Annotated in this window: 24 protein-coding genes; all 24 read right to left on the bottom strand. The window is 69.2% G+C overall.

What is annotated here, in order from left to right:
- Nucleotides 1-5: 5 nt before the first annotated feature.
- The 24 genes from AQI88_RS24380 to lysA all read right to left on the bottom strand — a co-directional run bounded on the left by AQI88_RS24380 (nucleotide 6) and on the right by lysA (nucleotide 26153).
- The gene (locus AQI88_RS24380; RefSeq protein ID WP_067003035.1) at nucleotides 6-452 is read right to left on the bottom strand and encodes a DUF2550 domain-containing protein; all 447 of its coding nucleotides are present in this window, start codon (nucleotides 450-452) and stop codon (nucleotides 6-8) included.
- A 154-nt stretch (nucleotides 453-606) separates the two neighbouring features.
- Nucleotides 607-984 carry a F0F1 ATP synthase subunit epsilon gene (locus tag AQI88_RS24375; protein ID WP_067003033.1) on the bottom strand — a complete coding sequence of 126 codons (378 nt, stop codon included), beginning with the start codon at nucleotides 982-984 and terminating at the stop codon, nucleotides 607-609.
- Nucleotides 985-1094: 110 nt separating this feature from the next.
- Nucleotides 1095-2531, bottom strand: a complete 1437-nt coding sequence (gene atpD, locus AQI88_RS24370; protein ID WP_067003031.1) for a F0F1 ATP synthase subunit beta — start codon at nucleotides 2529-2531, stop codon at nucleotides 1095-1097.
- Entirely contained in the window at nucleotides 2531-3448 is a 918-nt protein-coding gene (locus AQI88_RS24365; RefSeq protein ID WP_067003030.1) for a F0F1 ATP synthase subunit gamma, read from the bottom strand. The genes atpD and AQI88_RS24365 overlap by 1 nt, the downstream gene beginning before the upstream one ends.
- Nucleotides 3449-3468: 20 nt before the next feature.
- Nucleotides 3469-5061 carry a F0F1 ATP synthase subunit alpha gene (gene atpA, locus AQI88_RS24360; protein WP_067003028.1) on the bottom strand — a complete coding sequence of 531 codons (1593 nt, stop codon included), beginning with the start codon at nucleotides 5059-5061 and terminating at the stop codon, nucleotides 3469-3471.
- 130 nt (nucleotides 5062-5191) lie between these two features.
- Nucleotides 5192-6007, bottom strand: coding sequence for a F0F1 ATP synthase subunit delta (locus AQI88_RS24355; RefSeq protein WP_067003026.1), 816 nt, complete (start codon nucleotides 6005-6007; stop codon nucleotides 5192-5194).
- Nucleotides 6004-6549, bottom strand: a complete 546-nt coding sequence (locus tag AQI88_RS24350; RefSeq protein ID WP_067003024.1) for a F0F1 ATP synthase subunit B — start codon at nucleotides 6547-6549, stop codon at nucleotides 6004-6006. The genes AQI88_RS24355 and AQI88_RS24350 overlap by 4 nt, the downstream gene beginning before the upstream one ends.
- Before the next feature lie 37 nt (nucleotides 6550-6586).
- On the bottom strand, nucleotides 6587-6835 hold the full coding sequence (locus AQI88_RS24345; RefSeq protein ID WP_067003022.1) for an ATP synthase subunit c family protein: 249 nt from the start codon (nucleotides 6833-6835) through the stop codon (nucleotides 6587-6589).
- Between the two features lie 73 nt (nucleotides 6836-6908).
- On the bottom strand, nucleotides 6909-7736 hold the full coding sequence (gene atpB, locus AQI88_RS24340; protein WP_067003019.1) for a F0F1 ATP synthase subunit A: 828 nt from the start codon (nucleotides 7734-7736) through the stop codon (nucleotides 6909-6911).
- Nucleotides 7737-7961: 225 nt separating this feature from the next.
- Nucleotides 7962-8408 (bottom strand): Cg1360 family ATP-synthase-associated protein, encoded by a 447-nt coding sequence (locus tag AQI88_RS24335; protein ID WP_067003017.1) that lies wholly within the window; start codon nucleotides 8406-8408, stop codon nucleotides 7962-7964.
- Nucleotides 8409-8697: 289 nt separating this feature from the next.
- Nucleotides 8698-10020, bottom strand: coding sequence for an MraY family glycosyltransferase (locus AQI88_RS24330; protein WP_067003015.1), 1323 nt, complete (start codon nucleotides 10018-10020; stop codon nucleotides 8698-8700).
- Between the two features lie 150 nt (nucleotides 10021-10170).
- Nucleotides 10171-11409 carry a serine hydroxymethyltransferase gene (locus AQI88_RS24325; protein WP_067003013.1) on the bottom strand — a complete coding sequence of 413 codons (1239 nt, stop codon included), beginning with the start codon at nucleotides 11407-11409 and terminating at the stop codon, nucleotides 10171-10173.
- A 68-nt stretch (nucleotides 11410-11477) separates the two neighbouring features.
- The gene (locus AQI88_RS24320) at nucleotides 11478-12155 is read right to left on the bottom strand and encodes an arsenate reductase/protein-tyrosine-phosphatase family protein (protein WP_067003012.1); all 678 of its coding nucleotides are present in this window, start codon (nucleotides 12153-12155) and stop codon (nucleotides 11478-11480) included.
- Nucleotides 12152-12799, bottom strand: a complete 648-nt coding sequence (locus AQI88_RS24315) for an L-threonylcarbamoyladenylate synthase (RefSeq protein ID WP_067003010.1) — start codon at nucleotides 12797-12799, stop codon at nucleotides 12152-12154. Before AQI88_RS24315 ends, AQI88_RS24320 begins: the two co-directional genes overlap by 4 nt.
- Nucleotides 12800-12849: 50 nt before the next feature.
- Nucleotides 12850-13695 (bottom strand): peptide chain release factor N(5)-glutamine methyltransferase, encoded by an 846-nt coding sequence (prmC, locus tag AQI88_RS24310; RefSeq protein WP_067003008.1) that lies wholly within the window; start codon nucleotides 13693-13695, stop codon nucleotides 12850-12852.
- 32 nt (nucleotides 13696-13727) lie between these two features.
- A complete protein-coding gene (gene prfA, locus AQI88_RS24305; protein WP_067003006.1) occupies nucleotides 13728-14804 on the bottom strand; it encodes a peptide chain release factor 1 in 1077 nt (358 codons plus the stop codon).
- A gap of 106 nt (nucleotides 14805-14910) precedes the next feature.
- Complete coding sequence (gene rpmE / locus AQI88_RS24300; RefSeq protein WP_014675000.1) at nucleotides 14911-15135, bottom strand: 50S ribosomal protein L31; 225 nt, start codon at nucleotides 15133-15135, stop codon at nucleotides 14911-14913.
- Nucleotides 15136-15272: 137 nt separating this feature from the next.
- Nucleotides 15273-16409: an LCP family protein gene (locus AQI88_RS24295; RefSeq protein ID WP_067003004.1), complete on the bottom strand. Its 1137-nt coding sequence runs from the start codon at nucleotides 16407-16409 to the stop codon at nucleotides 15273-15275.
- A 196-nt stretch (nucleotides 16410-16605) separates the two neighbouring features.
- Nucleotides 16606-18429, bottom strand: coding sequence for a trypsin-like serine protease (locus tag AQI88_RS24290; protein ID WP_067003002.1), 1824 nt, complete (start codon nucleotides 18427-18429; stop codon nucleotides 16606-16608).
- Between the two features lie 204 nt (nucleotides 18430-18633).
- Nucleotides 18634-20640 carry a transcription termination factor Rho gene (rho, locus tag AQI88_RS24285; RefSeq protein WP_067003001.1) on the bottom strand — a complete coding sequence of 669 codons (2007 nt, stop codon included), beginning with the start codon at nucleotides 20638-20640 and terminating at the stop codon, nucleotides 18634-18636.
- Nucleotides 20641-21044: 404 nt separating this feature from the next.
- Nucleotides 21045-21962 carry a homoserine kinase gene (gene thrB / locus AQI88_RS24280; RefSeq protein ID WP_067002999.1) on the bottom strand — a complete coding sequence of 306 codons (918 nt, stop codon included), beginning with the start codon at nucleotides 21960-21962 and terminating at the stop codon, nucleotides 21045-21047.
- Nucleotides 21963-22257: 295 nt separating this feature from the next.
- Nucleotides 22258-23316 (bottom strand): threonine synthase, encoded by a 1059-nt coding sequence (thrC, locus tag AQI88_RS24275; protein ID WP_067002998.1) that lies wholly within the window; start codon nucleotides 23314-23316, stop codon nucleotides 22258-22260.
- A gap of 6 nt (nucleotides 23317-23322) precedes the next feature.
- On the bottom strand, nucleotides 23323-24615 hold the full coding sequence (locus AQI88_RS24270; protein WP_067002996.1) for a homoserine dehydrogenase: 1293 nt from the start codon (nucleotides 24613-24615) through the stop codon (nucleotides 23323-23325).
- Between the two features lie 146 nt (nucleotides 24616-24761).
- The gene (lysA, locus tag AQI88_RS24265; RefSeq protein WP_067002994.1) at nucleotides 24762-26153 is read right to left on the bottom strand and encodes a diaminopimelate decarboxylase; all 1392 of its coding nucleotides are present in this window, start codon (nucleotides 26151-26153) and stop codon (nucleotides 24762-24764) included.
- Between the last annotated feature and the right edge of the window lie 44 nt (nucleotides 26154-26197).

Below are 26197 nucleotides of genomic sequence, written 5' to 3'. Positions count from 1 at the left end.
GACCCCTAAGCGACGTTGACGCGCTGACCGGGCGGGGCTGCCTCCAGCCACGCGAGGAAACCGGTCAGCGCGTCTTCGCTCATCGCGAGTTCGAGGCGCGTGCCCCGGTGGGTACAGGCGAGGACCACCGCGTCGGAGAGCAGCGCCAGCTCCTCCTCGCCCTCGGGCAGCCGGCGGCCGGCCACCTCGATCTGCGAGCGCTCCAGGACCCGGCGCGGGCGGTAGGCGTAGGAGAAGACCCGGTACCACTCGATACGGTCGCCGTTGTAGCGGGCGACGCCGTAGCTCCAGCCCTTGCCGTTGGTGTCCGGTTTCTCGGCCACGTCCCAGCGCAGGGAACAGTCGAAGGTGCCGCCAGAGCGCTGGATGAGTCTGCGGCGCAGGCCGAACAGGAACAGTCCCACCACCACGAGCGCGACCACGATTCCGCACACAGTCAGAGCGAGGACCATCGGCACCGACCTCCTCGTCTCCTAGGCAATGGAACTGATTTTCGAAACTGGGTAATGAAACGGAAAAGACACCCACATCTGGCTCAGCCGCGACCGGCACCGGATTGCTCCGGGCCGGCCGCGGCTGAGTGACGTCATCACACGGCGCGGTGGATCAACGCGCCGCGGTCGCCGCCCGCAGACGGACATCCGCGCGGCGCTCGGCCTCCGCGTCGTCCTCCGCCTTCGCGCGCTCGAGCTCGCGCTCGACACGCTGGACATCGATCTCGTCCGACAGCTCGGCGACCTCGGCCAGCAGCGACAGCTTGTCGTCCGCGAACGAGATGAAACCGCCGTGCACCGCGGCGACGACCGTTCCGCCATCACTCGTACGGATGGTCACCGGGCCCGACTCCAGCACACCGAGCAGCGGCTGGTGACCGGGCATGACGCCGATGTCGCCGGACGTGGTGCGCGCGACGACCAGGGTGGCCTCGCCGGACCAGACCTCTCGGTCGGCCGCGACCAGCGCGACGTGCAGCTCAGCAGCCAAGGGTGGCTCCTCGGGTCACCACCCGGCGGTAGTGCCGGGTGTTGGGGTCAATTCTAGTAGGCGTAGGTGAGGGGGCGGGACGCGCCCGCCCCCTCACCCGAGCTCGGGGCTCAGGAGACGCCCAGCTCCTTGGCGTTGGCCTTGAGGTCCTCAAGACCACCGCACATGAAGAACGCCTGCTCGGGGAAGTGGTCGTACTCACCGTCGCAGATCGCGTTGAACGCGGCGATCGACTCGTCCAGCGGAACGTCCGAACCGTCCACGCCGGTGAACTGCTTGGCGGCGTGGGTGTTCTGGGACAGGAAGCGCTCCACACGACGGGCACGGTGGACGACGAGCTTGTCCTCCTCGCCCAGCTCGTCGATACCGAGGATCGCGATGATGTCCTGGAGGTCCTTGTACTTCTGCAGGATCGTCTTCACGCGCATGGCCGCGTTGTAGTGGTCCTGCGCGATGTAGCGCGGGTCCAGGATCCGGGACGTGGAGTCCAGCGGGTCCACGGCCGGGTAGATGCCCTTCTCCGAGATCGGACGGGACAGAACCGTCGTCGCGTCGAGGTGGGCGAAGGTGGTGGCCGGGGCCGGGTCGGTCAGGTCGTCCGCGGGGACGTAGATCGCCTGCATCGAGGTGATCGAGTGACCACGGGTCGAGGTGATGCGCTCCTGGAGGAGGCCCATCTCGTCGGCCAGGTTCGGCTGGTAACCCACCGCGGACGGCATACGGCCGAGCAGGGTGGAGACCTCGGAACCGGCCTGGGTGAAGCGGAAGATGTTGTCGATGAAGAACAGCACGTCCTGCTTCTGGACGTCGCGGAAGTACTCCGCCATCGTCAGACCGGCCAGGGCGACGCGCAGACGGGTGCCCGGGGGCTCGTCCATCTGGCCGAAGACCAGCGCGGTCTTCTCCAGAACGCCGGACTCTTCCATCTCCGCGATGAGGTCGTTGCCCTCACGGGTGCGCTCGCCGACACCCGCGAAGACGGAGACGCCCTCGTGGAGGTTGGCGACACGCATGATCATTTCCTGGATCAGCACGGTCTTGCCGACACCGGCGCCACCGAACAGACCGATCTTGCCGCCCTTGACGTACGGGGTCAGCAGGTCGACGACCTTCAGGCCCGTCTCGAACATCTCGGTCTTCGACTCGAGCTGGTCGAACGCGGGGGCCGTGCGGTGGATGGACCAGCGCTCGCCGTCGTAGGACTCGTCGGTGTTCAGCACCTCACCGAGGGTGTTGAACACCTTGCCCTTGGTGAAGTCGCCGACCGGGACGCTGATGCCGGCGCCCGTGTCGACCACCGGGGCCTGGCGGACCAGACCGTCGGTGGGCTGCATGGAGATGGCGCGGACCAGGCCGTCACCCAGGTGCTGGGCGACCTCCAGGGTCAGCGTCTTCTTCTCGCCCGCGTTGGCCGGGTCGGAGACCTCGACGTGGAGGGCGTTGTACATCTGCGGCATCGCGTCGACGGGGAACTCCACGTCGACGACCGGGCCGATGACCCGCGCGACGCGGCCCGTCGCCGTGGCCGTCTCAACAGTGGTGGTCATTACTTGTCACTCCCCGCGGTCGCGTCGGCCAGGGCACTGGCGCCACCGACGATCTCGCTGATTTCCTGGGTGATTTCGGCCTGGCGGGCCTGGTTGGCAAGCCGGGTGAGCGATTCGATGAGCTCACCGGCGTTGTCCGTGGCCGACTTCATCGCGCGCCGCGTGGCGGCGTGCTTCGAAGCGGCCGACTGGAGCAGCGCGTTGTAGATACGGCTCTCCACGTAGCGCGGCAGCAGGGCGTCGAGGACGTCCTCCGCCGAAGGCTCGAAGTCGTACAGCGGGAGAAGCTCGCCCTTGGGCTTCGCCTCCTCCGCGACCTCTTCGAGGCGCAACGGCAGCAGCCGTGCGTCGAGCGCCGTCTGCGTCATCATCGAGACGAACTCGGTGTAGACGATGTGGAGTTCGTCCACGCCGCCGTCCGCCGAATCCTTCTCGATGGCCTCGATCAGCGGCGCCGCGACCTTCTTGGCGTCCGCGTACGAGGGCTCGTCGGTGAATCCGGTCCACGACTCCGTGACCTTGCGCTCACGGAAGTTGTAGTGCGCGACACCACGCCGGCCGACGATGTACGTGTCGACCTGCTTGCCCTCGCGCTCCAGGCGCTCGGTCAGCTGCTCCGCCGCCTTGATGGCGTTGGAGTTGAAGGCGCCGGCCAGACCGCGGTCGCTCGAGAGGAGCAGGACCGCGGCACGGGCCGGGTTCTCCGCCTCCGTGGTGAGCGGGTGCTTGGTGTTCGAGCCGGTACCGACCGCCGTGACCGCGCGGGTCAGTTCCTGCGCGTACGGCGTGGAGGCCGCCACCTTGCGCTGCGCCTTGACGACGCGCGAGGCGGCGATCATCTCCATCGCCTTCGTGATCTTCTTGGTCGCGGAGACGGATCGGATGCGACGCTTGTAGACCCGGAGCTGGGCTCCCATGAGTCAGGTCCCTTCCGTCGTCACTTGCCGGAGGTGGCCGGGACGTCCTCGCCGAGCAGCTTGCCGTCGGAGGTCTCGAACTGCTTCTTGAACTCCGCGATCGCGTCCGCGATGGCCTGCAGGGTGTCGTCGGACATCTTGCCGCCCTCCTTGATGGAGGTCATCAGGCCCTGGTGCTTGCGGTGCAGGAACTCCAGGAGCTCCTTCTCGAAGCGGCGGATGTCGACGACCGGGACCTCGTCCATCTTGCCGGTGGTGCCGGCCCAGACGGAGACGACCTGGTTCTCGGTGGCCATCGGCTCGTACTGCGCCTGCTTCAGCAGCTCGACCATGCGCTGACCGCGGTCCAGCTGGGCCTTGGAGGCCGCGTCCAGGTCGGAACCGAAGGCGGCGAACGCCTCCAGCTCACGGAACTGGGCGAGGTCCACACGCAGGCGGCCGGAGACCTGGCGCATCGCCTTGTGCTGCGCGGAACCACCGACTCGGGAGACGGAGATACCGACGTTCAGCGCGGGACGCTGACCGGCGTTGAACAGGTCCGACTCCAGGAAGCACTGGCCGTCGGTGATGGAGATGACGTTGGTCGGGATGAACGCCGAGACGTCGTTGGCCTTGGTCTCGACGATCGGCAGACCGGTCATCGAGCCGGCGCCCATGTCGTCGGAGAGCTTCGCGCAGCGCTCCAGCAGACGGGAGTGCAGGTAGAAGACGTCACCCGGGTAGGCCTCGCGGCCCGGCGGGCGGCGCAGCAGCAGGGAGACGGCACGGTAGGCGTCGGCCTGCTTCGACAGGTCGTCGAAGATGATCAGGACGTGCTTGCCCTGGTACATCCACTGCTGGCCGATGGCGGAACCGGTGTACGGCGCCAGGTACTTGAAGCCGGCCGGGTCGGACGCCGGGGCGGCGACGATCGTCGTGTACTCCAGGGCGCCGTTCTCCTCCAGCGCGCGGCGCACGCCGGCGATGGTGGAGCCCTTCTGGCCGATGGCGACGTAGATGCAGCGGACCTGCTTGTTCGGGTCGCCGGTGCGCCAGTTGTCGCGCTGGTTGATGATCGTGTCGACGGCCAGGGCGGTCTTGCCGGTCTGGCGGTCGCCGATGATCAGCTGACGCTGGCCGCGGCCGATCGGGGTCATGGCGTCGACGGCCTTGTAGCCCGTCTCCATCGGCTCGTGCACCGACTTGCGCTGCATGACCGTGGGGGCCTGCAGTTCGAGGGCGCGGCGGCCCTCGGTCTCGATCTCGCCGAGGCCGTCGATCGGGTTGCCGAGCGGGTCCACCACACGGCCGAGGTAACCCTCGCCGACCGCGACGGACAGGACCTCACCGGTACGGGTGACCGGCTGGCCCTCTTCGATGCCGCTGAACTCGCCGAGGACGATGGCACCGATCTCGCGCTCTTCGAGGTTGAGGGCGAGACCGAGGGTGCCGTCCTCGAACTTCAGCAGCTCGTTGGCCATGGCCGAGGGCAGGCCCTCGACCTTCGCGATGCCGTCACCGGCGAAGGTGACGGTGCCGACCTCTTCGCGCGAGGCCGCGTCCGGCTTGTACGACTGGACGAAGTTCTCCAGCGCGTCCCGGATCTCCTCCGGCCGGATCGTGAGCTCCGCCATCTGGGTTCCCTGCTCTCCTTGTTGGGCCCGAAGTTTCACTTTGGGGGGATGGGGACTCCCCCCATTAGGAGGTGAATCCTCTGCACGGCCCAACCAGGGCCGTCATCAGTACGTACTGCTTGTTGAGTTACTAGCTCGCCATGCGGCGGGCGGCGTCGTCCAGCCGGTCCGCGAGGGAGCCGTTGATGACCTCGTCACCGACCTGTACCCGGATCCCTCCGACAACCTCGGGGTCCACGTCCAGGTTGAGGTGCATCCGGCGGCCGTAGAGCTTCGCGAGGGCGGCGCCCAGGCGCTGCCTCTGCGAGTCGCTCAGCGGCACCGCCGACGTGACGACGGCGACGAACCGGTCCCGGCGCTCGGCGGCGAGCTTGGACAGGGACTCCAGTCCCGCTTCCAGGCTACGTCCACGCGGCGCGGTCACCAGACGCGTCACCAGACGCTCGGTGGCCGGCTTGGCCCGGCCGCCGAGCAGCCGGTGCAGCAGGTCGACCTTGGCGGACACGGCGGCCCTGCGGTCGGTCAGCGCGGTGCGCAGCTCGATGCTCGAGGAGACGATCCGGCCGAACCGGAACAGCTCGTCCTCCACGTCGTCGAGCGTGCCGGCCTTCTGCGCGGCCGTCAGGTCGGCGGTGTTCGCCAGCTCCTCCAGCGCGTCGACCAGGTCGCGGGACTGCGACCAGCGGGCGCGGGCGGTGCCGGCCACCAGGTCGGCGGTCTCCCCGCTGACCTGTCCGCCGACCAGACGCCGGACCAGTTCGGCCTTGGCCTCTGCAGGCTGCGCCGGGTCGGTGAGGGCCCGGCGCAGGCCGGCCTCGCGGTCGAGCAGCGCGGTGACGGCCGCCAGCTCGTCGGCGAGCTGCGCGGCATCCACGGACGTGGAGTCCGTCAGCGCGTCGAGACGCTCACGTGCGGCTGCCAGGGCCTCGCGGCTCGCTCCGTTCATCGCGTGGCCTCGGCCTTCTCCTCGAGCTCGTCGAGGAAGCGGTCGATGACCCGGCTCTGGCGGGCGTGGTCCTCGAGGGACTCGCCGACGAGCTTGCCGGCCAGGTCGGTGGCGAGCCTGCCGACGTCCTGCCGCAGCGCCTGAGCGGCGGCGTTGCGGTCGGCCTCGATCTGGGCGTGACCGGCGGCGACGATCTCCTCGCGCTGACGCTGGCCCTCGGCCCGCATCTCGGCGATGAGCGTGGCCCCCTGCTCCTGAGCCTCCTGGCGCAGGCGCGCGGCCTCGTGCCGGGCTTCGGCGAGCTGGGCCTTGTACTGCTCAAGGACGCTCTGGGCCTCGGTCTGCGCGGCCTCGGCCTTCTCGATACCGCCCTCGATGGCTTCGCGACGCTCTTCCAGAACCTTGTTGATGTTCGGGAGGAGCTTCTTGGCGAGGAAGCCGAAGACGATGACGAAGGCGATGAGGCCGATGACGAGCTCTGGGATCGGCGGGATGAGGGGGTTTTCGGCCTCCTCCGCCGCCAGCTGAACCAGGGGGCTCATATCAGTGCCTTTCGTCTAAAGGTGCGCGACGGTCGGGTCAGGAGGCCGGGTAGACGAACGGCATGACCAGACCGATCAGGGCGAGCGCCTCACAGAAGGCGAAGCCCAGGATCTGGTTGGCGCGGATCAGGCCGGCCGCCTCGGGCTGGCGGGCGAGGGCCTGGGTGCCGTTACCGAAGATGATGCCGACGCCGACGCCCGGGCCGATCGCGGCGAGGCCGTAACCGATGGAGCCGAGGTTGCCCTTGATCTGGACAGCGGCCAGGGTCTCGTGCAGAACGGACATGCCGGTTCTTCCTTCTCTTTCAATGACCGGTGGGGGTTGGCCACCGGATGTCTGGGTTGGGTGGTCGGGGAGCTCAGTGGTGCTCGGCGAGCGCGCCCTGGATGAAGCTGCAGGTCAGCAGTACGAAGACGTAGGCCTGAACAGCCTGGATGAAGAGCTCGAAGGCCGTCATGATGATGACCATGACGAACGAGACACCGGAGTAGGCGATGCCGATGCCGTTCAGCATGTACCAGCTGGCGACGGTGAAGAGCACCAGCAGGGTGTGGCCGGCGAACATGTTCGCGAAGAGTCGCACCGCGTGGGTGAAGGGCCGCACGAGCAGGTTCGAGAACAGCTCGATCGTCATCGACAGCGGGAGCACCCCACCGAGCGACTTGTCGTAGCCGGTGAAGTTCTTGAAGGCTCCGACGAACCCGTGCCGCTTGAAGGTCAGCGAGACCCAGAGGATGTAGACGATGCCGGCCAGCACGGCGGGGTACGAAATGATCGCCGTGACCGGGAACTGGGCGACCGGAATGATCGACCAGAGGTTCATCATCCAGACGAAGAAGAAGAGCGAGACGACCAGCGGGACGTACTTCTCGCCTTCCTTCTTGCCGATGGTCTCGTAGACGACACCGCGGCGGATGAAGTCGTAGCCGGACTCGGCCACCAGCTGGAGCTTGCCCGGCACGACCTTCGGCTTCGCGAACGCAGCCCAGAAGAAGCCGACGACGATGATGGAACCGAGCAGCGCCAGCAGCATCGTCTTGTTGAAGTACACGTTGCTGTCCGCGTCGCCCCAGAGCGGCTTGAACAGGAACGAGTGCAGGCCCGGAGCGACAGTGTCGAAGCCACACCCGTTGAACAGGTGGCAGCTGCTGTCGAAAGCGAGCGTCTGCGTCGGGTCAGCACTCACCGCGGACTCCTTCAGCGTGGCGCATGGGTACGGCAACCTCGTTGTGTCGGCGCGGCGCAGGGCCGCGGTTCGGCACGGGACTGGTGGTTCGGATGTGGGGGCGGCTTGGGGGCATCTCGCCTCGCGATTGAGCAGGCGTCAGCTCGGATGCCCGCGCCCGCGATGCCGCAGTTGGCACCGGACGATAGCAGGGTCTCTCATGTGTCTTTATCCCGGCCCTACCTCTCACGACGAGTGCCCCGACTTGTGGGGCTTTCCGTCACTGGAAGAGGAGGTCGAATCGGGTTCGACGTAGAGAATCTTGGCCTTCATGTGGGCGCGGGTCTGCGCGGCGATCCACGTCAGGGTGGCGACCACGAGAGAGATGGCGAAGGCCCGGGGATTGAACAGCGTCGTGTTCTTGAACGCGGCGACGAAGATGAACAGCAGCAGCAGCTGGGCCGCGTAGAGCATGAGGCCCATCATCTGGAACAGCTGCGGAAATGATTTGGCAGTGCGTTGCAGCACATAGAGCCCGAGCCCCATGAACAGGATCACGACCAGCGTCCCGATGACGGCCCCGATGGCTCCCTTGCCACCGGCGACCACACCACTGACGACGGCGACAAGCGCGCCGACGGCAGCCGTGGGTACGGCGGCTTGGGCCAGGATCCGGGCGTCATTGGACGGCATGGCGGCAACTCCGCTTTCACAAGGGGGCAGGGTGTCGTCATGGACGAGCGTAGTCCCGGGCTGAGTGATCGAGACCTCACACCGAGGGACCGTCGCACTACGGTCCTTCGGTTCTATCCCGGGTTCTCGTGAACCGTATCACAAACTATTTGATGAGGTCTTTACCTGTTGGGTGTGCTTGCTGTCACACATGAGAGTGACAGTGCCCGTCTGTGCAAAAACCGCGCCCTCTTGTCTGGTATTAGGGGACTTCGCTCCCCCACGAGATGGCAATGCTCTAGTCAGATTCTTACCTTGTGGCCTTGCCGATACGCGAACGAGCGCCGATGGCGGTCGCCCCGTTGACGCCTGTCACACCGGCCGTGACCGGGGGCCGCTCCTCGTCCGAGGAGGGCACGCAGACGGGCGCCTCGACGGCCTCGGCCGCCGGCTCGGCGGGCCGGCTGCGCCTCCTGTAACGCGGCGGTACGAACCGCTGCGCCCAGGCCGGCACGCGGGGCGTGAAGCGCGGGAGCAGCAGCAGGACCAGGCCGATCGCGCTGAGGAAGACCACACCGAGCACGATCCACATCGACGCCGAGTTCACCGAGTACGCCAGCGCGCCGAAGCCGATGAGCGCCGACCAGAAGTACATGATCAGCACGGCCCTGCTGTGCGAGTGGCCGATCTCCAGGAGACGGTGGTGCAGGTGTCCGCGGTCCGCGGCGAACGGGGACTGGCCCCGCCAGGTACGGCGCACGATGGCCAGCACCAGGTCGGCGGCGGGCACCGCGATGATCGTCAGCGGCAGCAGCAGCGGGATGTACACGGGCACCGTCTGGTGCACCGCCGCCTTCTCCGAGCCGGTGAAGAGGGCCAGCGCGTCCGGGTCCACCTGGCCCGTGATCGAGATCGCACCGGCCGCCAGGACGAGACCGATCAGCATCGAACCCGAGTCGCCCATGAAGATCCGCGCGGGGTGCATGTTGTGCGGCAGGAAGCCCAGGCACATGCCCATCAGGATCGCCGCGAAGAGGGTCGCCGGAGCGGCGGCCTCGATGCCGTACGAGTACCAGATCCGGTACGAGTACAGGAAGAACGCCGCCGCCGCGATGCACACCATGCCCGCGGCGAGACCGTCCAGGCCGTCCACGAAGTTCACCGCGTTGATCGTGATCACGACGAGCGCCACCGTCAGCAGCGTGCCCTGCCACGGGGTCAGCGCCACGTTGCCGAAGCCCGGGACGGGCAGCCACAGGATCGTCAGACCCTGCATGACCATGACGCCCGCAGCGATCATCTGGCCGCCCAGCTTGATCAGCGCGTCGATCTCGAATTTGTCGTCAAGGACACCGATCAGCCAGATCAGGGCGGCACCGGAGAGCAGCGCCCGCGGCTCGTTGGACTTGGCGAAGACCTCGTTGAGGTTGGTGAGGTGGTCCGCGACCAGCAGGCCCGCGCACAGGCCGAAGAACATCGCGATCCCGCCGAGGCGCGGAGTGGGTTCCCGGTGCACGTCACGTGCCCGGATCTCCGGCATGGCTCCGGCCACGATCGCGAACTTCCGTACCGGCCCTGTCAGCAGATACGTCACCGCGGCCGTGATGCAGAGCGTCAGCAGGTATTCACGCACGGGCTTCCCCACAGGTCTCGCTGGCCATCACAGCCCTACACCCTAGCGACGGACGCATATGGATGAGGACTTCCGGGTAGCGACGATGGTTGCACGTGTGGCTGTGCACGACGGTCACACCAGGGTGTACGGACGTGCGCCTACCCCCGCTCAGCCGGGATACGGCGGAAATCTACCGGTCAGCTCGCGCACCTCCTCCCGCGCCCCGGCCGGTTCCGTCTCGCCCCGCAGGACGGACGCCAGCAGCGCGGCGATCTTGACCATCTCCGGCTCCCCCATGCCCTGGGTGGTCACCGCGGCCGTACCCAGACGCAGCCCGCGGCCCTCGCCGTGCGGCAGCACACAGCAGTCCAGGACGATCCCGGCGGCGGCGAGCCGGCCGCGCGCGGTGCGGCCGTCCACGCCGAGCGGGGCCGGGTCCGCAGTGATCAGGTGGGTGTCCGTGCCGCCGGTGGTGACCGCGAGTCCCTCGGCGGCCAGGTGACGGGCGAGCACCCGGGCGTTGGCGACCACCTGATGGGCGTACACGCCGAACGCCGGCGTTGCCGCCTCGCCGAACGCGACGGCCTTGGCGGCGATGGTGTGCATCTGGGCACCGCCCTGGGTGAACGGGAAGACCGCCCGGTCCACCCGCTCGGCCAGCTCGCTCCCGCACAGGATCATTCCGCCGCGCGGGCCGCGCAGCACCTTGTGGGTGGTGGCGCACACGACGTCCGCGTACGGCACCGGGCTGGGCGCCGCTCCCCCGGCGACCAGGCCGATCGGATGGGCGGCGTCGGCGATCAGATAGGCGCCCACCTCGTCGGCGACCTCGCGGAAGAAGGCGTAGTCGAGGTGGCGGGGGTAGGCGATGGAGCCGCACACGATGGCCTTGGGCCGGTGGTTGCGGGCCAGGTGGCGCACCTGGTCGTGGTCGATGAGCCCGGTCTCCGCGTCGACGCCGTATCCGACGAAGTCGAACCAGCGGCCGGAGAAGTTCGCGGGCGAGCCGTGGGTGAGATGACCGCCGTGCGGCAGCCCGAGGGCGAGGACGGTGTCGCCGGGGCGCAGCAGGGCGGCGTAGGCGGCCAGGACGGCCGAGGAGCCCGAGTGGGACTGGACGTTGGCGTGTGCGGCGCCGAAGAGCGCCTTGGCCCGCTCGACCGCGAGGCGTTCGGCGACGTCGACCAGTTCGCAGCCGCCGTGGTGGCGGGCGCCGGGGTAGCCCTCGGCGTACTTGTTGGCGAGCGCCGAGCCGAGGGTGGTGAGCACGGCCGGCGAGGTGAAGTTCTCGGCGGCGATCAGCTGAAGCGTCGTCGACTGCCGCTCCAGCTCCCCCTGCAGGATCTCGGCCATCTGCGGGTCCTGCCGCCGCAGGACACCGGTCTCGAGGAGGGGTGTGACCGACATGACGGGCTCCGGGCGGTCGACGGGGACGTAGGTCCAATGTAGGCCCGGGGCCGGTGGGGTGCTCGGTGTCACATCCTCGCGGGTACGCCCGTCAGCGCCGTCACCACCGGATCCAGCGCCTCATGTATCTCGTCCCCGATCGACCGGAAGAACGGCAGCGGCGCTCCGTACGGGTCGAACACCTCGTCCGCCTCGGCGGTGGGCGCCAGCAGCCACCCGCGGAGGGCCGCGGCCGCACGGACCAGCGCGCGCGCACGCGCGACGACACCGTCCTCCAGCGGAGGCAGAGTGGCCGGATCAATCGCACGGACCAGACGGGTGAACTCTTTCAGGGTGAACGTCCGCAGCCCCGCGGAATGCCCCATCGAGATCACCTGTGCCCGGTGGTCGCGCGTGGCCGTCAGCACCAGGTCAGCCATGATCACGTGCTCGTCGAGCAGCTCCCTGCCGACGAAGTCGGAGGCGTCCGCGCCGAACTCGGCCAGCACGGTCTCCGCGTTGGCCTCCATGGGCGCGCCCTCGTGGCCCCAGGTGCCCGCGCTCTCCACGATCAGCCCGCCGCCGAGTACGCCGAGCCGCTCCGTCACGAAATGGCGGGTCAGCCGCTCGGTGATGGGCGAGCGGCACACATTGCCGGTGCTGACGTGCAGGATGCGGAACGTGTCGTGCGGCAACCCGAACGTCGTCGTCTGTTCCGCCGCCCGTTCCCCGTTGCCTATGCCACGCCCCGCCTCAGGGGCCGTCAATTCGCCACCTCGAGGTCGGGTACTACCTTTCGCAGCTCGTCCGGGGAGATCGCGCCCTCACGCAGCAGCACCGGCACCGCGCCGGAGACGTCCACGATGGAGGACGGCACGATGCCGGGGGTCGGGCCGCCGTCGAGGTAGACGGAGACGGAGTCGCCGAGCATCTCCTGGGCGGCGTCGCAGTCCTCCGGCGCCGGGTGGCCGGTGAGGTTCGCCGAGGACACGGCCATGGGGCCGACCTCGGTGAGCAGCTCGATGGCGACCGGGTGCAGTGGCATGCGCACGGCAACCGTGCCCCGTGTGTCGCCCAGGTCCCACTGCAGGGACGGCTGGTGCCTGGCGACCAGCGTGAGGGCGCCCGGCCAGAACGCGTCGACCAGTTCCCAGGCCTGCTCGGAGAAGTCCGTGACGAGGCCGTGCAGGGTGTTCGGGGAGCCGATGAGGACGGGGGTGGGCATGTTGCGGCCCCGGCCCTTGGCGGCGAGCAGGTCGGCGACGGCGTCCGAGGAGAACGCGTCGGCGCCGATGCCGTACAACGTGTCGGTCGGCAGCACCACCAGCTCGCCCCGGCGGACGGCGGACGCGGCCTCGCGCAGACCCGTCACACGGTCGGTCGCGTCGTTGGTGTCGTATCGCCGTGCCATCTAGCTGGCCTCCTCGTACACGTACTGCGGGATGTAAGTCGTCGGGGTGCTCACGGCAGCGCCTTGCGGGCGGTCGCGAACCGGGGGCGGTTGTTGAGGTCCGGGTGGTCGGCCGCGTCGGCCCAGCCCCGCTCCTCGGTGAAGATCCACGGCACCTGGCCGCCCTGGGTGTCGGCGTGCTCGATGACGACGACCCCGCCGGGGCGCAGCAGCCGGTGCGCGGTGCGTTCGAGGCCGCGGATGAGGTCGAGGCCGTCCTCGCCGGAGAACAGCGCCAGCTCCGGGTCGTAGTCGCGGGCCTCCGGGGCGACGTACTCCCACTCGGTGAGCGGGATGTACGGCGGGTTGGAGATGACCAGGTCGACCTGGCCGTCGAGGTCCGGGAAGGCGGTCAGGGCGTCGCCCTGGCGCAGGTCGACCCTGGAACCCGCCACGTTCTTCCGCGTCCACACCAGGGCGTCCTCGGACAGCTCCACGGCGTGCACACGGGAGCGCGGGACCTCCTGGGCGAGGGCGAGCGCGATGGCGCCGGAGCCGGAGCACAGGTCGACGATGCAGGGCTCGACGACGTCCATGGCGCGCACGGCGTCTATGGCCCAGCCGACCACGGACTCGGTCTCGGGTCGCGGCACGAAGACACCCGGCCCGACCTGGAGCTCCAGATACCGGAAGTAGGCCCGCCCGGTGATGTGCTGCAGCGGCTCGCGCTGCTCACGCCGGGCGATGACCTCCCAGTAGCGGGCGTCGAAGTCGGAGTCCTTCACGGAGTGCAGCTCGCCCCGCTTCACGCCGTGCACGAACGCGGCGAGCTCCTCCGCGTCGTTGCGCGGCGAGGGCACGCCGGCGTCGGCCAGCCGCTGGGTGGCCTGGGCCACCTCCGCGAGCAGCAGGTTCACGCAAGTCCTCCGTGGTAACTCGTACGTGCCTTTTACGCGGCCGCCAGCTTCGCCGCCGAGTCGGCGTCGACGCAGGCCTGGATCACCGCGGCGAGGTCGCCGTCCAGGACCTGGTCCAGGTTGTACGCCTTGAAGCCGACGCGGTGGTCGGAGATGCGGTTCTCCGGGAAGTTGTAGGTGCGGATCTTCTCGGAGCGGTCGACGGTGCGGACCTGGCTGCGGCGGGCGTCGGCGGCCTCCCGCTCGGCCTCCTCCTGCGCCGCTGCGAGCAGCCTGGAGCGCAGGATACGCAGAGCCTGCTCCTTGTTCTGCAGCTGGCTCTTCTCGTTCTGGCAGGAGGCGACGACGCCGGTGGGCAGATGGGTGATGCGCACCGCGGAGTCGGTGGTGTTGACGGACTGGCCGCCCGGGCCGGAGGACCGGTAGACGTCGATGCGGAGGTCGTTCGGGTTGATCTCGACGTCGACCTCCTCGGCCTCGGGGGTCACGAGGACTCCGGCGGCGGAGGTGTGGATACGGCCCTGGGACTCGGTGGCCGGCACCCGCTGCACGCGGTGCACGCCGCCCTCGTACTTCAGCCGCGCCCAGACTCCCTGACCGGGCTCGGTGGCACCCTGGCCGCCCTTGGTCTTCACGGCGACCTGGACGTCCTTGTAGCCGCCCAGCTCGGACTCGGTGGCGTCGATGATCTCGGTCTTCCAGCCGACCCGCTCGGCGTACCGCAGGTACATGCGCAGCAGATCCCCGGCGAACAGGGCGGACTCGTCGCCGCCCGCGCCCGCCTTGATCTCCAGAATGACGTCCTTGTCGTCGCTCGGGTCGCGCGGGACCAGCAGGAGGCGCAGCTTCTCGGTCAGCTCCTCGCGCTGCTTCTCGAGATCCTTGACCTCGGCGGCGAAGTCCGGGTCGTCGGCGGCGAACTCTCGTGCGGTCTCGATGTCGTCGCCGGACTGCTTCCAGGAGCGGTACGTGGCGACGATCGGGGTCAGCTCGGCGTAGCGCTTGTTCAGCTTGCGCGCGTTCGCCTGGTCGGCGTGGACCGACGGATCGGCGAGCTTCTTCTCCAGATCGGCGTGCTCGGCGACGAGTTCCTCGACTGCCTCGAACATCTTTCGGCTCCTGTACTGCGGGTGAACGGCTGGCGGGCGACCAAAAACGCCGGTCCCGGGCACACCCCCGCGAGGGCATGGCCGTGGACCGGCGAAATCGGGCTCGCTACTTCTTGGAGCCGGCGGCAGCCTTGCCGAAGCGGGCCTCGAAGCGGGCCACACGGCCACCGGTGTCGAGGATCTTCTGCTTGCCCGTGTAGAACGGGTGGCACTCGGAGCAGACCTCGGCCCGGATGGTGCCGGACTCGATGGTGCTACGGGTGGTGAACGACGCGCCGCAGGTGCAGCTGACCTGCGTCTCGACGTACGCGGGGTGAATGTCGCGCTTCAAGGTGTCTCCTAGATTCCGGGAGGGCGCCGGGTCGCAGCCGCGGGATGCGGACGCGTGAACCGGAGCCGACGTACCAGTCTGCCAGGACTGGCGCCATCCCCCAAAACCGGGGGTACGGGCGATCTATTCCCCGCCTCCTACGAGGCGCTGACGACACCCTTCGCCTCACCCGTGGCCGTTCCCTCGGTGGCCGCCTTCGGGATCGTACGGTCGTTCTTCAGGGCCTCCCAGACCAGCTGGGCCTTCGCCTTCTCCATCACGACCCGGTTGGGGTTGGCCGGGTCGTACTGCACCGGCATCGTGACCATCTTCATGTGGGACGAGCTGATGCCCTTGAGGCCGTTCGCGAAGTCGGCGAGGGAGTTGACGGAGCCGAGGTCGGAGTCGGTGGTGACGGCCTGGGTGGCGGTGTCGGCGAGGTCGTACAGCTTCTTGGGGTTGCTGAGGACGCCGACATGCTTGACCTGGTCGATCAGCGCCTTGATGAACGCCTGCTGGAGCTGGATGCGGCCCAGGTCGGAGCCGTCGCCGACGCCGTGCCGGGTGCGGACCAGGCCGAGGGACTCCTGCCCGTTCAGCGTGTGGGTGCCGGCCTTGAGGTTCAGGTGGCTCTGCGGGTCGTGGATGTTCTTGGTCGTGGTGACCTGGACCCCGCCGAGGTCGTCGATGAGCTTCTGGAAGCCGGCGAAGTCGACCTCCAGGTAGTGGTCCATACGGATGCCCGTGAGGGACTCGACCGTCTTCACGGCGCAGGCGGCACCACCGGTGCCGTACGACTCGTTGAACATCACGCCGGACGCGGCCGGATGGGTGGTGCCCTTGGTGTCGGTGCACACAGGGCGGTCGATCAGGGTGTCGCGCGGGATGGAGACCACGCTGGCCTTCTTGTGGCCCTGGTAGACGTGGACGATCATCGCCGTGTCGGAACGGGCGCTGCCGTCGTCGGCGCCGCCGCCGAGCTTCTTGTTGCTGCCGGAGCGGGAGTCCGAGCCCAGGACGAGGATGTTCTCCGAGCCGTTGTCGACCTTCGTCGGGCGGTCGGCACCGAGTGCCTGGTTGATGTCGACGCTCTTGATGTTGCCGTTGAGCTTGAAGTAGACGTATCCGACGCCGGTGCCCCCCAGCACGACCACACCCGCGGCCGTCCAGGCCGTGACGAGCAGGGCCTTGCGGCGCTTGCTGTGGGTCTTGCGGCGGCGGCCCTTGCCACGGCTGCGGGTGCCGATGGTGTTCGGCTCCGGTATGCCGGGCTCCGGCGTGCTCTCGGCGGACACATCACTCCCAGGTCTCGTCCGGTCGGCTACCCCCTGCTTTCAGGGTCGGGTGCGGTCATCACCGCACCATCGTCGCTCCGTCAGGTCAGACGGAGAAACTCGGGAAAGAGTTGCACAACGCCGAGTGCCCACCGCGTACAGCGATGGGCACTCTGCGTAGCCGGCTCAGCGGGACGATCCCCGCTCACCTGCGTTTTCAGCCGAAAAGGTCGTACGCCTGGAAACCGGTACCGACCGAGACACGTGTGGCAAAGATCTCGCTGGTGGCCTTGGCGGTGCCCTTGTACAGGTAGAGCGTGCCGCCGGAGGTGCGCGCCAGGAAGTCGGCGATGCCGTCGCCGCTCACGTCGCCGACCGCGTCGAAGGCGTTGTAACCGGTCCAGGCGCTGCGCACCTTGATACGGGCCGAGAAGGCGCCGGAGCCGGACTTGCCGGTTCCCTTGTACAGGTACAGGTCGCCGGTGCTGGACTGGCGGGCGAGCAGGTCGGCCTTGCCGTCGCCGGTGAAGTCGCCGTGGCCGCGCACCATGTTGTACTGGTTCCACCCGGTGCCGACCGAGACGCGCGAGCCGAAGGTGCCGTTGCCCTGGCCCGGGTAGATCCACAGCGTGCCGCCGGAGTCGACGGACAGGATGTCGGGCAGGTAGTCGCCGGTGATGTCGCCGGGCGCGATGATCCGGGTGCGGGTCGTCCAGCCGCTGAAGATCTTCGTCGTGGTCCAGGAGCCGTCCGTACGGGCGCTGTTGAGCACGAAGTGCTCCCAGTACACGTCACCGGTGGAGCTGACCCGGTAGACCAGGTCCTGGTAGCCGTCCCGGTTCAGGTCGGTCTGCAGGAGCAGGTTGACGCCGCTCCAGTTGCCCCAGGAGACCCGGGAGCCGAACGAGGTGCCGCTCGAGTCCTTCTCGTAGCCGGTCTTCGTGGAGGAGGCCCGCACGAACAGGTCGGCCTTGCCGTCGGGCTTGTTGTTGAAGAGGCTCAGGTTGGTGTCGGCGATCTGCGCATAGGCCGAGCTGACGTAGAAGCCGGCCTTGGTGAACACGCTGTAGTAGCCCTTCTCCACACAGTCCTGGATGCCCCAGGAGACCACTCCGGCGATCCGGCCGCCCACCACGAGCGGGCCACCGGAGTCGCCGTTGCAGGTCGCGCTGGTACCGGTGTCGCTCCCGCTCTGGGTGCCCGCGCAGACCATGCGCCCCGGGACGAAGCCCGTGTCGTAGACGCCGGAGCAGGTGCTGTCGGACTGCAGGGTCAGCGTGCCCGTCTTGAGCGTCTGGGAGATGTCCTGGCTGGTGGAGCTGGTACGGCCCCAGCCGTAGACCGTGGCCTGGGTGCCGGCGGCGTACGAGGCGGTGTCGCCGGAGGTGACCATGCGGATCGGCGTGGCCTTGACCGGGACGGCCAGGGTGAGCATGCCGAGGTCGTCCTGGTTCCGCCCCGCCTCCCTGTCCACCGGGTCGTACCCCGGCTGCCACCACTGGCGCAGCACGGCCGTGGCCTGGCCGCCGTGCAGGTCGGTGGTGCCGGTGGAGTCGGTGGTGGGCAGCTGGTCGGTGCCGGTGACGACGGCGCCGTGGGCCTGCCAGTTGTAGTCCCTGTTGTCGTTCCTGACGCAGTGGGCGGCGGTCAGGATCTTCGTCGGTGAGACGACCGAGCCACCGCAGAAGAAGTTCACGTCGTCGGCGGTGTCGGCGGTGTTCCTGTCGTCGTGGTACCAGAGCTGGGCCATCCAGGGCGCCGAGGAGATGGTGGTCTCGGTACCGCCGATGATCTTCGGCGAGACGGCGGAGGGGCTGCTGGTCTTCGTCGACGCGCCGGTGCGGGAAGCACCCGCGATGCGCTTCTCCAGGGTGGCCTGGGAGGGCTGGGTGACGACCGGCCGGGCGGTCGGCTCCGGCAGCGCGGTGGCCGCACCGGCCGACGTCGTCATCAGCGCGGCGGCGACGGCGGCGGCGACACCGGCAGCGGTGAGGGGCAGAACAAGACGTATACGCCGTCTGTGCCGGCCGGGCAGGGGCATGAGCAAGGGAGTTCCCCCAGGGAGAGATGAGAAGGGAGGGGCGCGTGTTGCACTCCGTACTTCTCAGCGTCGAGAGGTCGGCCCCCGTCACTGTTGTGACGGGGGCCGACCTCAACACCCCAGGGGCGCGGGGAACTGCGCGACCGGCCGAAGACGGCCCGCAGTCAGCGGATCACCGAAGTGATCCTGTTTCCAGCGGAGCGACTAGTCCCCGTTCCCAGGCGTCGGCGTCGTCTTCTGAATCTGCATCAGGAACTCGGCGTTCGACTTCGTCTGCTTCATCTTGTCGAGGAGCAGTTCGACCGCCTGCTGCTGGTCGAGCGCGTGCAGCACCCGGCGCAGCTTCCAGACGATGGCGAGCTCGTCGGGGGCGAGCAGGATCTCTTCCTTACGGGTGCCGGACGCGTCGACGTCCACCGCGGGGAAGATGCGCTTGTCGGCGAGCTTCCGGTCGAGCTTGAGCTCGGCGTTGCCCGTGCCCTTGAACTCCTCGAAGATCACCTCGTCCATGCGGGACCCGGTGTCCACCAGGGCGGTGGCGAGGATGGTCAGCGAGCCGCCGTCCTCGATGTTCCGCGCCGCACCGAAGAAGCGCTTCGGCGGGTACAGGGCGGTCGAGTCGACACCACCGGACAGGATGCGGCCGGAGGCGGGCGCAGCCAGGTTGTACGCACGGCCCAGACGGGTGATCGAGTCGAGCAGCACGACCACGTCGTGGCCCAGCTCCACCAGACGCTTGGCACGCTCGATGGCGAGCTCGGCGACCGTGGTGTGGTCCTCGGCCGGGCGGTCGAAGGTCGAGGAGATGACCTCGCCCTTGACCGACCGCTGCATGTCGGTGACCTCTTCCGGACGCTCGTCGACCAGGACGACCATCAGGTGGCACTCGGGGTTGTTGTGGGTGATCGCGTTGGCGATCGCCTGCATGATCATGGTCTTGCCGGTCTTCGGCGGGGCCACGATCAGACCGCGCTGGCCCTTACCGATCGGCGACACGAGGTCGATGATGCGGGTGGTCAGCACGCCCGGGTCCGTCTCCAGGCGGAGGCGGTCCTGCGGGTAGAGCGGGGTCAGCTTGTTGAACTCCGGGCGGCCGCGGCCGTGTTCGGGCGCCATGCCGTTGACGGAGTCCAGGCGGACGAGGGCGTTGAACTTCTCGCGGCGCTCGCCGTCCTTCGGCTGACGGACCGCACCGGTGACGTGGTCACCCTTGCGCAGGCCGTTCTTGCGGACCTGGGCGAGGGAGACGTACACGTCGTTCGGGCCCGGCAGGTAGCCGGAGGTCCGGATGAAGGCGTAGTTGTCCAGGATGTCCAGGATGCCCGCGACGGGGATCAGGACGTCGTCCTCGGCCAGCTGCGGCTCGGCGATGTCGTCGCGGCCACGGCGGCCACGGCGGTCGCGGTAGCGGCCGCGACGGCCACGGCGGCCGCCCTCGAAGTCGTCGTCGTCCTGCGGACCGACGTTGCGGTCCTGACGGCCGCCGCCCTGCTGCTGACCCTGCTGCTGGCGGTCCTGACGGCCGCCGCCCTGGCCCTGCTGCTGCTCATCGCCCTTGCCCCGGCGGTCGCGGTCCCGGTCGCGGTCGCGGTCCCGGCCGCGCTCGCGGCGGTCGCGGCGGCCACGGCCCTCGCCGTCACCGGCGTCGCTGCGGGCCTCGCCCTGCTGCGGCTGCTGAGCAGGGGTCTCGGCCTTGGGCTCGGCCTTCGCCTCGGCGACGACGGTCTCGGTGCTGCTCGCGGCCGGGGCGCCCGCCTCGGCGGTGGCGCGGCGGCGACGGCGCTCGGTCGGGGCGTCGTCGCTGGCCGGCTGGCCGGGGATCTCGATCTGCTGCTGGGCCACAGCCTTCTCGGCGGGGGCTTCCGCGGCCTTCTCCGCCTTCTTCTCGGCGGCGTCCTCGCCCGTACGGGTCTTCGAGGTGGCCCGGCGCTTGGGCTTGGTCTCGGTGGCGGCCTCGGCCTTGGGGGCGGCGCCCCCGCCGGCCTGGGCCTCCTTGATGACCTCGATCAGCTGGCTCTTGCGCATGCGCGCGGTGCCCCTGATGCCGAGGCCCGAGGCAACCTGCTGCAGCTCGGCCAGCACCATGCCCTCGAGGCCGGTACCGCGGCGCCGCCGGGAGCCGGCACCGGTGGCAGGCGCGGAGGCGTCCGTGGCGGGCGCGGCAGCGGTCTCCTCGACACGTGCGCCCATCAGATCGGTGGTGTCGCTCACGAAGGGTCCTTCCCTGGAGCGGACGTCGGCCTGTCTGGCTCGGCGACCGGTTGTGCTGTCCGGCTACGGTCCTGTCTTCTGTGAACCGTGCCGGGGCGGTGGTCCGCCAAAGCGGCGGAAGAAATTTGCTGGTGATGGCGCTTCCGCGAGCCGTGACACCCAGTGTCACGTGGCGTGGTAGCACCGATTCCGGAGCGTGCCCGGAGTCCCGCTCAGTGTCCGCATACGACGTACTGCCCAGGTACGGCGCACGGAACACGGAGTGGCTCGGGAGGCTCCCGGAAGAAGGTCTGTCCCGGACGGGGACACGAAGCACCTCGCCATGGTGGGGTCGGGTGCAGACTTGAGGTTAACACTACCGGATCCAACAAACATTCCCCCTCTCCAAATCCGGCAACCGTGTCTCAGGTCGCAAGCGGCAGCACGCTCGCTCCCTGTACATCCAGGCTCAGCCGGTTGGCGGCCCAGTCGGCGCCGGCCAGGGCCTCGACCTTGCCGGCGGTACCGGCGTCGGCCAGGGCCATGACGGTGGGCCCGGCGCCCGAGATGACGGCCGGGATCCCGTCGGCGCGCAGCCGCTCCACCAGCGCGGCGCTCTCCGGCATGGCCGGGGCGCGGTACTCCTGGTGGAGACGGTCCTCGGTGGCGGGCAGCAGCAGCTCGGGGCGCCGGGTGAGGGCCTCGACGAGCAGTGCGGCGCGGCCCGCGTTGGCGGCGGCGTCGACGTGCGGCACGGTGCGCGGGAGCAGGCCGCGCGCGGTCTCGGTCAGGACCGGCTTTCCGGGCACGAAAACCACCGGAACGATGGAATCGTTCGGCTCCATCCTGATCGCCCGGGCGGCACCGGCCTCCATCCACGACAGGGTGAAGCCGCCGAGCAGACAGGCGGCCACATTGTCCGGATGACCCTCGATCTCGGTGGCCAGTTCCAGCAGCGCGGCGTCGTCGAGGCGGGCCTCGCCGCCTATGGTCACCGCGCGCGCGGCGACGATGCCGGCGCAGATGGCGGCGGAGGAGGAACCCAGGCCCCGGCCGTGCGGGATGCGGTTGGCGCAAACGATTTCCAGGCCGCGGGGCTGTCCGCCCAGTAGATCGAAGGCGGTGCGCAGGGAGCGGACGAGCAGGTGGCTCTCGTCCCGGGGCAGGGTCCCGCTGCCCTCACCCGCGATGTCGATGTGCAGCCCGGAGTCGGCCACCCGGACGACCACGTCGTCGTAGAGCCCCAGCGCGAGGCCCAGGGCATCGAAGCCCGGACCGAGGTTGGCGCTGGTGGCGGGAACGCGCACCCGGACGGCGGCGGCGCGGAACGCTGGACCGGCCATCGCTCGTTGACTCTCCTTGAGCTGCGTGACTGTCGAATGCCGCTCGATGGACATCCGATGGACATTCGATGACGTACGAAGACCCGTCGGGCCGCGGAGACGACGCGGCGCCGTGCCACACGCGGAGGCATATGCGGTGGGCGGGTTGAGTACAGCCTATCGAAGGAAGGTTCTGTGGCGACATAGGGCGCACAGGAGGCGCACGATGCGTGTCGTATGCCCCCTGTGCACCCCGTCGGGGTTTGCCCCTGCTCGGGCCGGGCCGCTCAGGGCGCGGGCCGGGGCCGCTCAGGGCTCAGGCCAGGCCGAGGCGCTCGGCCGCGGTGGCCGCGTCGACCGGGACGGTGACCGGCTGCGGGGCGCCGGCCACGGCCCAGTCGGGGTCCTTCAGGCCGTTGCCGGTGACCGTGCACACGATCGTCTGGCCCGGGTCCACCTTGCCCTGCTCGGCGGCCTTCAGCAGACCGGCCACGGAGGCGGCGGAGGCGGGCTCCACGAAGACCCCCTCCTGCGCGGCCAACAGCCGGTAGGCGCGCAGGATTTCACGGTCCGTCACCTCGTCGATGGCACCGCCGGACTCGTCCCGCGCCGCCAGCGCGTACTGCCAGGAGGCCGGGTTGCCGATGCGGATCGCGGTGGCGATGGTCGAGGGGTCCTTGACAACCTCGCCGCGCACGATCGGGGCGCTGCCGGAGGCCTGGAAACCCCACATCCGGGGGGTCCTGGCGGCGATGCCGTCGGCGGCGTACTCCCGGTAGCCCTTCCAGTAGGCGGTGATGTTGCCCGCGTTGCCGACCGGGAGGACGTGGATGTCGGGGGCGTCGCCGAGCATGTCCACGATCTCGAAGGCGGCCGTCTTCTGCCCCTCGATGCGCACCGGGTTGACCGAATTCACCAGCGCCACCGGGTAGTTCTCGCTCAGGGCTCGAGCGAGCGTCAAGCAGTCGTCGAAGTTCCCGTCGACCTGGAGGATCTTCGCGCCGTGCACAAGGGCCTGGCCCATCTTGCCGAGCGCGATCTTGCCCTGCGGCACGAGGACGGCCGACACCATGCCCGCACGCACCGCGTACGCGGCGGCGGAGGCGGAGGTGTTGCCGGTGGAGGCGCAGATGACGGCCTTCGCCCCCTCCTCCTTGGCCTTGGAGATGGCCATGGTCATGCCGCGGTCCTTGAAGGAGCCGGTGGGGTTGGCCCCCTCCACCTTCAGGTGGACCTCACAGCCCGTGCGCTCGGAGAGCACCTGCGCGGGCACGAGCGGCGTACCGCCCTCGCGGAGCGTCACGACCGGCGTGGTGTCGGATACCGGCAGCCGGTCCCGGTACTCCTCGATGATTCCGCGCCACTGGTGGGTCATTGCTGGTTACTCTCCTTCAACCCGCATGATGCTGGCGACACCCCGCACGGTGTCGAGCTTGCGCAGCGCCTCGACGGTCCCGGACAGGGAGGCGTCGGACGCTCGGTGGGTGACGACGACGAGGGAGGCCTCGCCGTCCTTGCCCTGCTGCCGAACCGTATCGATCGACACGCCGTGCTCGGCGAAGACGGTCGCGACCTGGGCGAGTACACCCGGTTTGTCCGCGACGTCAAGGCTGATGTGGTAGCGCGTGACGACCTCACCCATCGGCGAGACGGGCAGGGCGGCGTACGCCGACTCACCGGGCCCCGTTGCGCCGTTGAGCCGGTTGCGGCAGACGGCGACCAGGTCGCCGAGGACCGCGGAGGCCGTGGGCGCACCGCCGGCGCCGGGGCCGTAGAACATGAGCTGCCCGGCCGCGTCGGACTCCACGAAGACGGCGTTGTACGCGCCGCGCACGGAGGCGAGCGGGTGGGTCAGCGGAATCATGGCGGGGTGCACCCGCGCGGTGACCGACGCGCCGTCCTTGGAGCGCTCGCAGATGGCGAGCAGCTTGATGGTGCAGCCCATCTCCTTGGCGGAGCGGAAGTCGGCGGCGGTGACCTCGGTCATCCCCTCGCGGTAGACGTCGTCCAGGCGCACTCTCGTGTGGAAGCCGATGCCGGCGAGGATGGCGGCCTTGGCGGCGGCGTCGAACGCCTCGACATCGGCGGTCGGGTCGGCCTCCGCGTACCCGAGGGCGGTGGCCTCGTCGAGGGCCTCCTGGTAGCCGGCCCCCGTGGAGTCCATCTTGTCGAGGATGAAGTTGGTGGTGCCGTTGACGATCCCCAGCACCCGGTTGACCTTGTCACCGGCGAGGGACTCGCGCAGCGGCCGGATCAGCGGGATGGCACCGGCGACGGCGGCCTCGTAGTAGAGGTCCTTGCCGTGCTCCTCCGCCGCCGCGTGCAGGGCGGCCCCGTCCTGCGCGAGCAGCGCCTTGTTGGCGGAGACCACGGACGCCCCGTGCGCGAAGGCGGTGGTGATGAGGGTGCGGGCGGGCTCGATCCCGCCGATGACCTCCACCACGACGTCGATGTCGCCGCGTTTGACCAGGGCGGTGGCATCGGTGGTGACGAGTTCGGCGGGGATGCCCTCACGCACCCTGGAGGGCCGCCGTACGGCGACCCCGGCGAGCTCCACCGGGGCCCCGATCCGGGCGGCGAGGTCGTCGGCGTGCGTCGTCATGATGCGCGCCACCTCTGAGCCGACCACTCCACAGCCCAGCAGCGCCACCTTCAGCGGACGCGTACGCATCATCCGACCTCGTTTCCTCATACCGTCTACGGTTTGACCAGTCTCACTCACCGGACGGGAGTTTCTACCCTTCGTCCGGATCGTGAGACATCTATTTCATTTGTACGGGGGTGGAAGACCGGAGATCTTCCGGGCCCTTGACCGGGGGTCTATCCGACGTCGAGACGCAGGAGGTCCTCCTCCGTCTCACGGCGGACGATGACCCGGGCCTCGCCGTCGCGCACGGCGACCACGGGCGGCCGCAGCACGTGGTTGTAGTTGCTGGCCATGGACCGGCAGTAGGCGCCGGTGGCCGGTACGGCGATGAGATCGCCCGGGGCCAGGTCGGCGGGCAGGAACGCGTCCTTGACCACGATGTCCCCGCTCTCGCAGTGCTTGCCGACGACCCGGGCGAGCATCGGCTCGGCGTCGGAGGTGCGCGAGACGAGGGCGACGCTGTACTCGGCGTCGTAGAGGGCGGTCCGGATGTTGTCGGACATGCCGCCGTCGACGGAGACGTACGTCCGCAGCCCGTCGAGGGGCTTGACGGTGCCGACCTCGTAGAGCGTGAAGGCGGTGGGGCCGACGATGGCGCGTCCCGGCTCGACCGAGATCCGCGGGGTGCGCAGCCTGGCGGCGTCGCACTCGCGGCTGACGATCTCACTGAGCGCCTTGGCGATCTCGTGCGGCTCACGGGGATCGTCGTCACTGGTGTAGGCGATACCGAGCCCGCCGCCGAGGTCGATCTCGGGCAGCTCGACCCCGTGCTCGTCCCGGATGTCCTTGAGCAGCCCGACAACACGGTGAGCGGCGACCTCGAACCCGGACATGTCGAAGATCTGCGAGCCGATGTGGGAGTGGATCCCGGTCAGCTCGAGCCCGTCGAGCTGAAGGGCCCGCCGTACGGCCTCGGCGGCCTGCCCGCCGGCCAGCGGAATCCCGAACTTCTGGTCCTCGTGGGCGGTGGCGATGAACTCATGCGTATGAGCCTCGACCCCGACGGTGATCCGGATCTGGACCTTCTGCCGCTTCCCGAGGGACTGCGCGATGTGGGCCACCCGCACGATCTCCTGGAAGGAGTCGAGCACGATCCGCCCGACGCCGGCCTCTATGGCCCGGGTGATCTCCTGGACGGACTTGTTGTTGCCGTGGAAGGCGATGCGCTCGGCGGGCATGCCTGCGGAGAGGGCGGTGGCCAGCTCCCCACCCGAGCACACGTCCAGATTCAGCCCCTCCTCATGCAGCCAGCGCACGACGGCACGGGACAGGAAGGCCTTGCCGGCGTAGAACACGTCGGCGTCGGCACCGAAGGCGGTACGCCATGCGCGCGCCCGGGCGCGGAAGTCGGCCTCGTCGAGGATGTAGGCGGGGGTGCCGAACTCATCGGCGAGCCGGGTCGCGGTGATCTGGCCGACGGTGAGGACGCCGTCGGCGTTCCGGCCGACCGTCTGGGCCCAGACCTTCGGGTCGAGGGTGTTGAGGTCGGCGGGCGGGGCGGCGTAGTGCCCCTCGGGAAGGACGTCGGCGTGACGGGGCCCGGCAGGATGCGCGGAACGGCTCATGACGTTGCTCTCAGACTCTCTGTCTCTCTCCGGGGCCTCATGTC

The sequence above is a fragment of the Streptomyces cellostaticus genome, from assembly GCF_001513965.1.
Taxonomy (GTDB): Bacteria; Actinomycetota; Actinomycetes; order Streptomycetales; family Streptomycetaceae; genus Streptomyces; species Streptomyces cellostaticus.
This window is presented reverse-complemented; position numbering and strand designations above follow the sequence as displayed.

Bases quoted from the DNA above. Each gene is read 5' to 3' on its own strand.
- AQI88_RS24380 (WP_067003035.1), bottom strand. From the start codon at position 452: ATGGTCCTCGCTCTGACTGTGTGCGGAATCGTGGTCGCGCTCGTGGTG.
- atpD (WP_067003031.1), bottom strand. From the start codon at position 2,531: ATGACCACCACTGTTGAGACGGCCACGGCGACGGGCCGCGTCGCGCGG.
- AQI88_RS24365 (WP_067003030.1), bottom strand. From the start codon at position 3,448: ATGGGAGCCCAGCTCCGGGTCTACAAGCGTCGCATCCGATCCGTCTCC.
- atpA (WP_067003028.1), bottom strand. From the start codon at position 5,061: ATGGCGGAGCTCACGATCCGGCCGGAGGAGATCCGGGACGCGCTGGAG.
- AQI88_RS24355 (WP_067003026.1), bottom strand. From the start codon at position 6,007: ATGAACGGAGCGAGCCGCGAGGCCCTGGCAGCCGCACGTGAGCGTCTC.
- AQI88_RS24350 (WP_067003024.1), bottom strand. From the start codon at position 6,549: ATGAGCCCCCTGGTTCAGCTGGCGGCGGAGGAGGCCGAAAACCCCCTC.
- AQI88_RS24345 (WP_067003022.1), bottom strand. From the start codon at position 6,835: ATGTCCGTTCTGCACGAGACCCTGGCCGCTGTCCAGATCAAGGGCAAC.
- AQI88_RS24335 (WP_067003017.1), bottom strand. From the start codon at position 8,408: ATGCCGTCCAATGACGCCCGGATCCTGGCCCAAGCCGCCGTACCCACG.
- AQI88_RS24325 (WP_067003013.1), bottom strand. From the start codon at position 11,409: ATGTCGGTCACACCCCTCCTCGAGACCGGTGTCCTGCGGCGGCAGGAC.
- AQI88_RS24315 (WP_067003010.1), bottom strand. From the start codon at position 12,799: ATGGCACGGCGATACGACACCAACGACGCGACCGACCGTGTGACGGGT.
- prfA (WP_067003006.1), bottom strand. From the start codon at position 14,804: ATGTTCGAGGCAGTCGAGGAACTCGTCGCCGAGCACGCCGATCTGGAG.
- AQI88_RS24290 (WP_067003002.1), bottom strand. From the start codon at position 18,429: ATGCCCCTGCCCGGCCGGCACAGACGGCGTATACGTCTTGTTCTGCCC.
- thrB (WP_067002999.1), bottom strand. From the start codon at position 21,962: ATGGCCGGTCCAGCGTTCCGCGCCGCCGCCGTCCGGGTGCGCGTTCCC.
- thrC (WP_067002998.1), bottom strand. From the start codon at position 23,316: ATGACCCACCAGTGGCGCGGAATCATCGAGGAGTACCGGGACCGGCTG.
- AQI88_RS24270 (WP_067002996.1), bottom strand. From the start codon at position 24,615: ATGATGCGTACGCGTCCGCTGAAGGTGGCGCTGCTGGGCTGTGGAGTG.
- lysA (WP_067002994.1), bottom strand. From the start codon at position 26,153: ATGAGCCGTTCCGCGCATCCTGCCGGGCCCCGTCACGCCGACGTCCTT.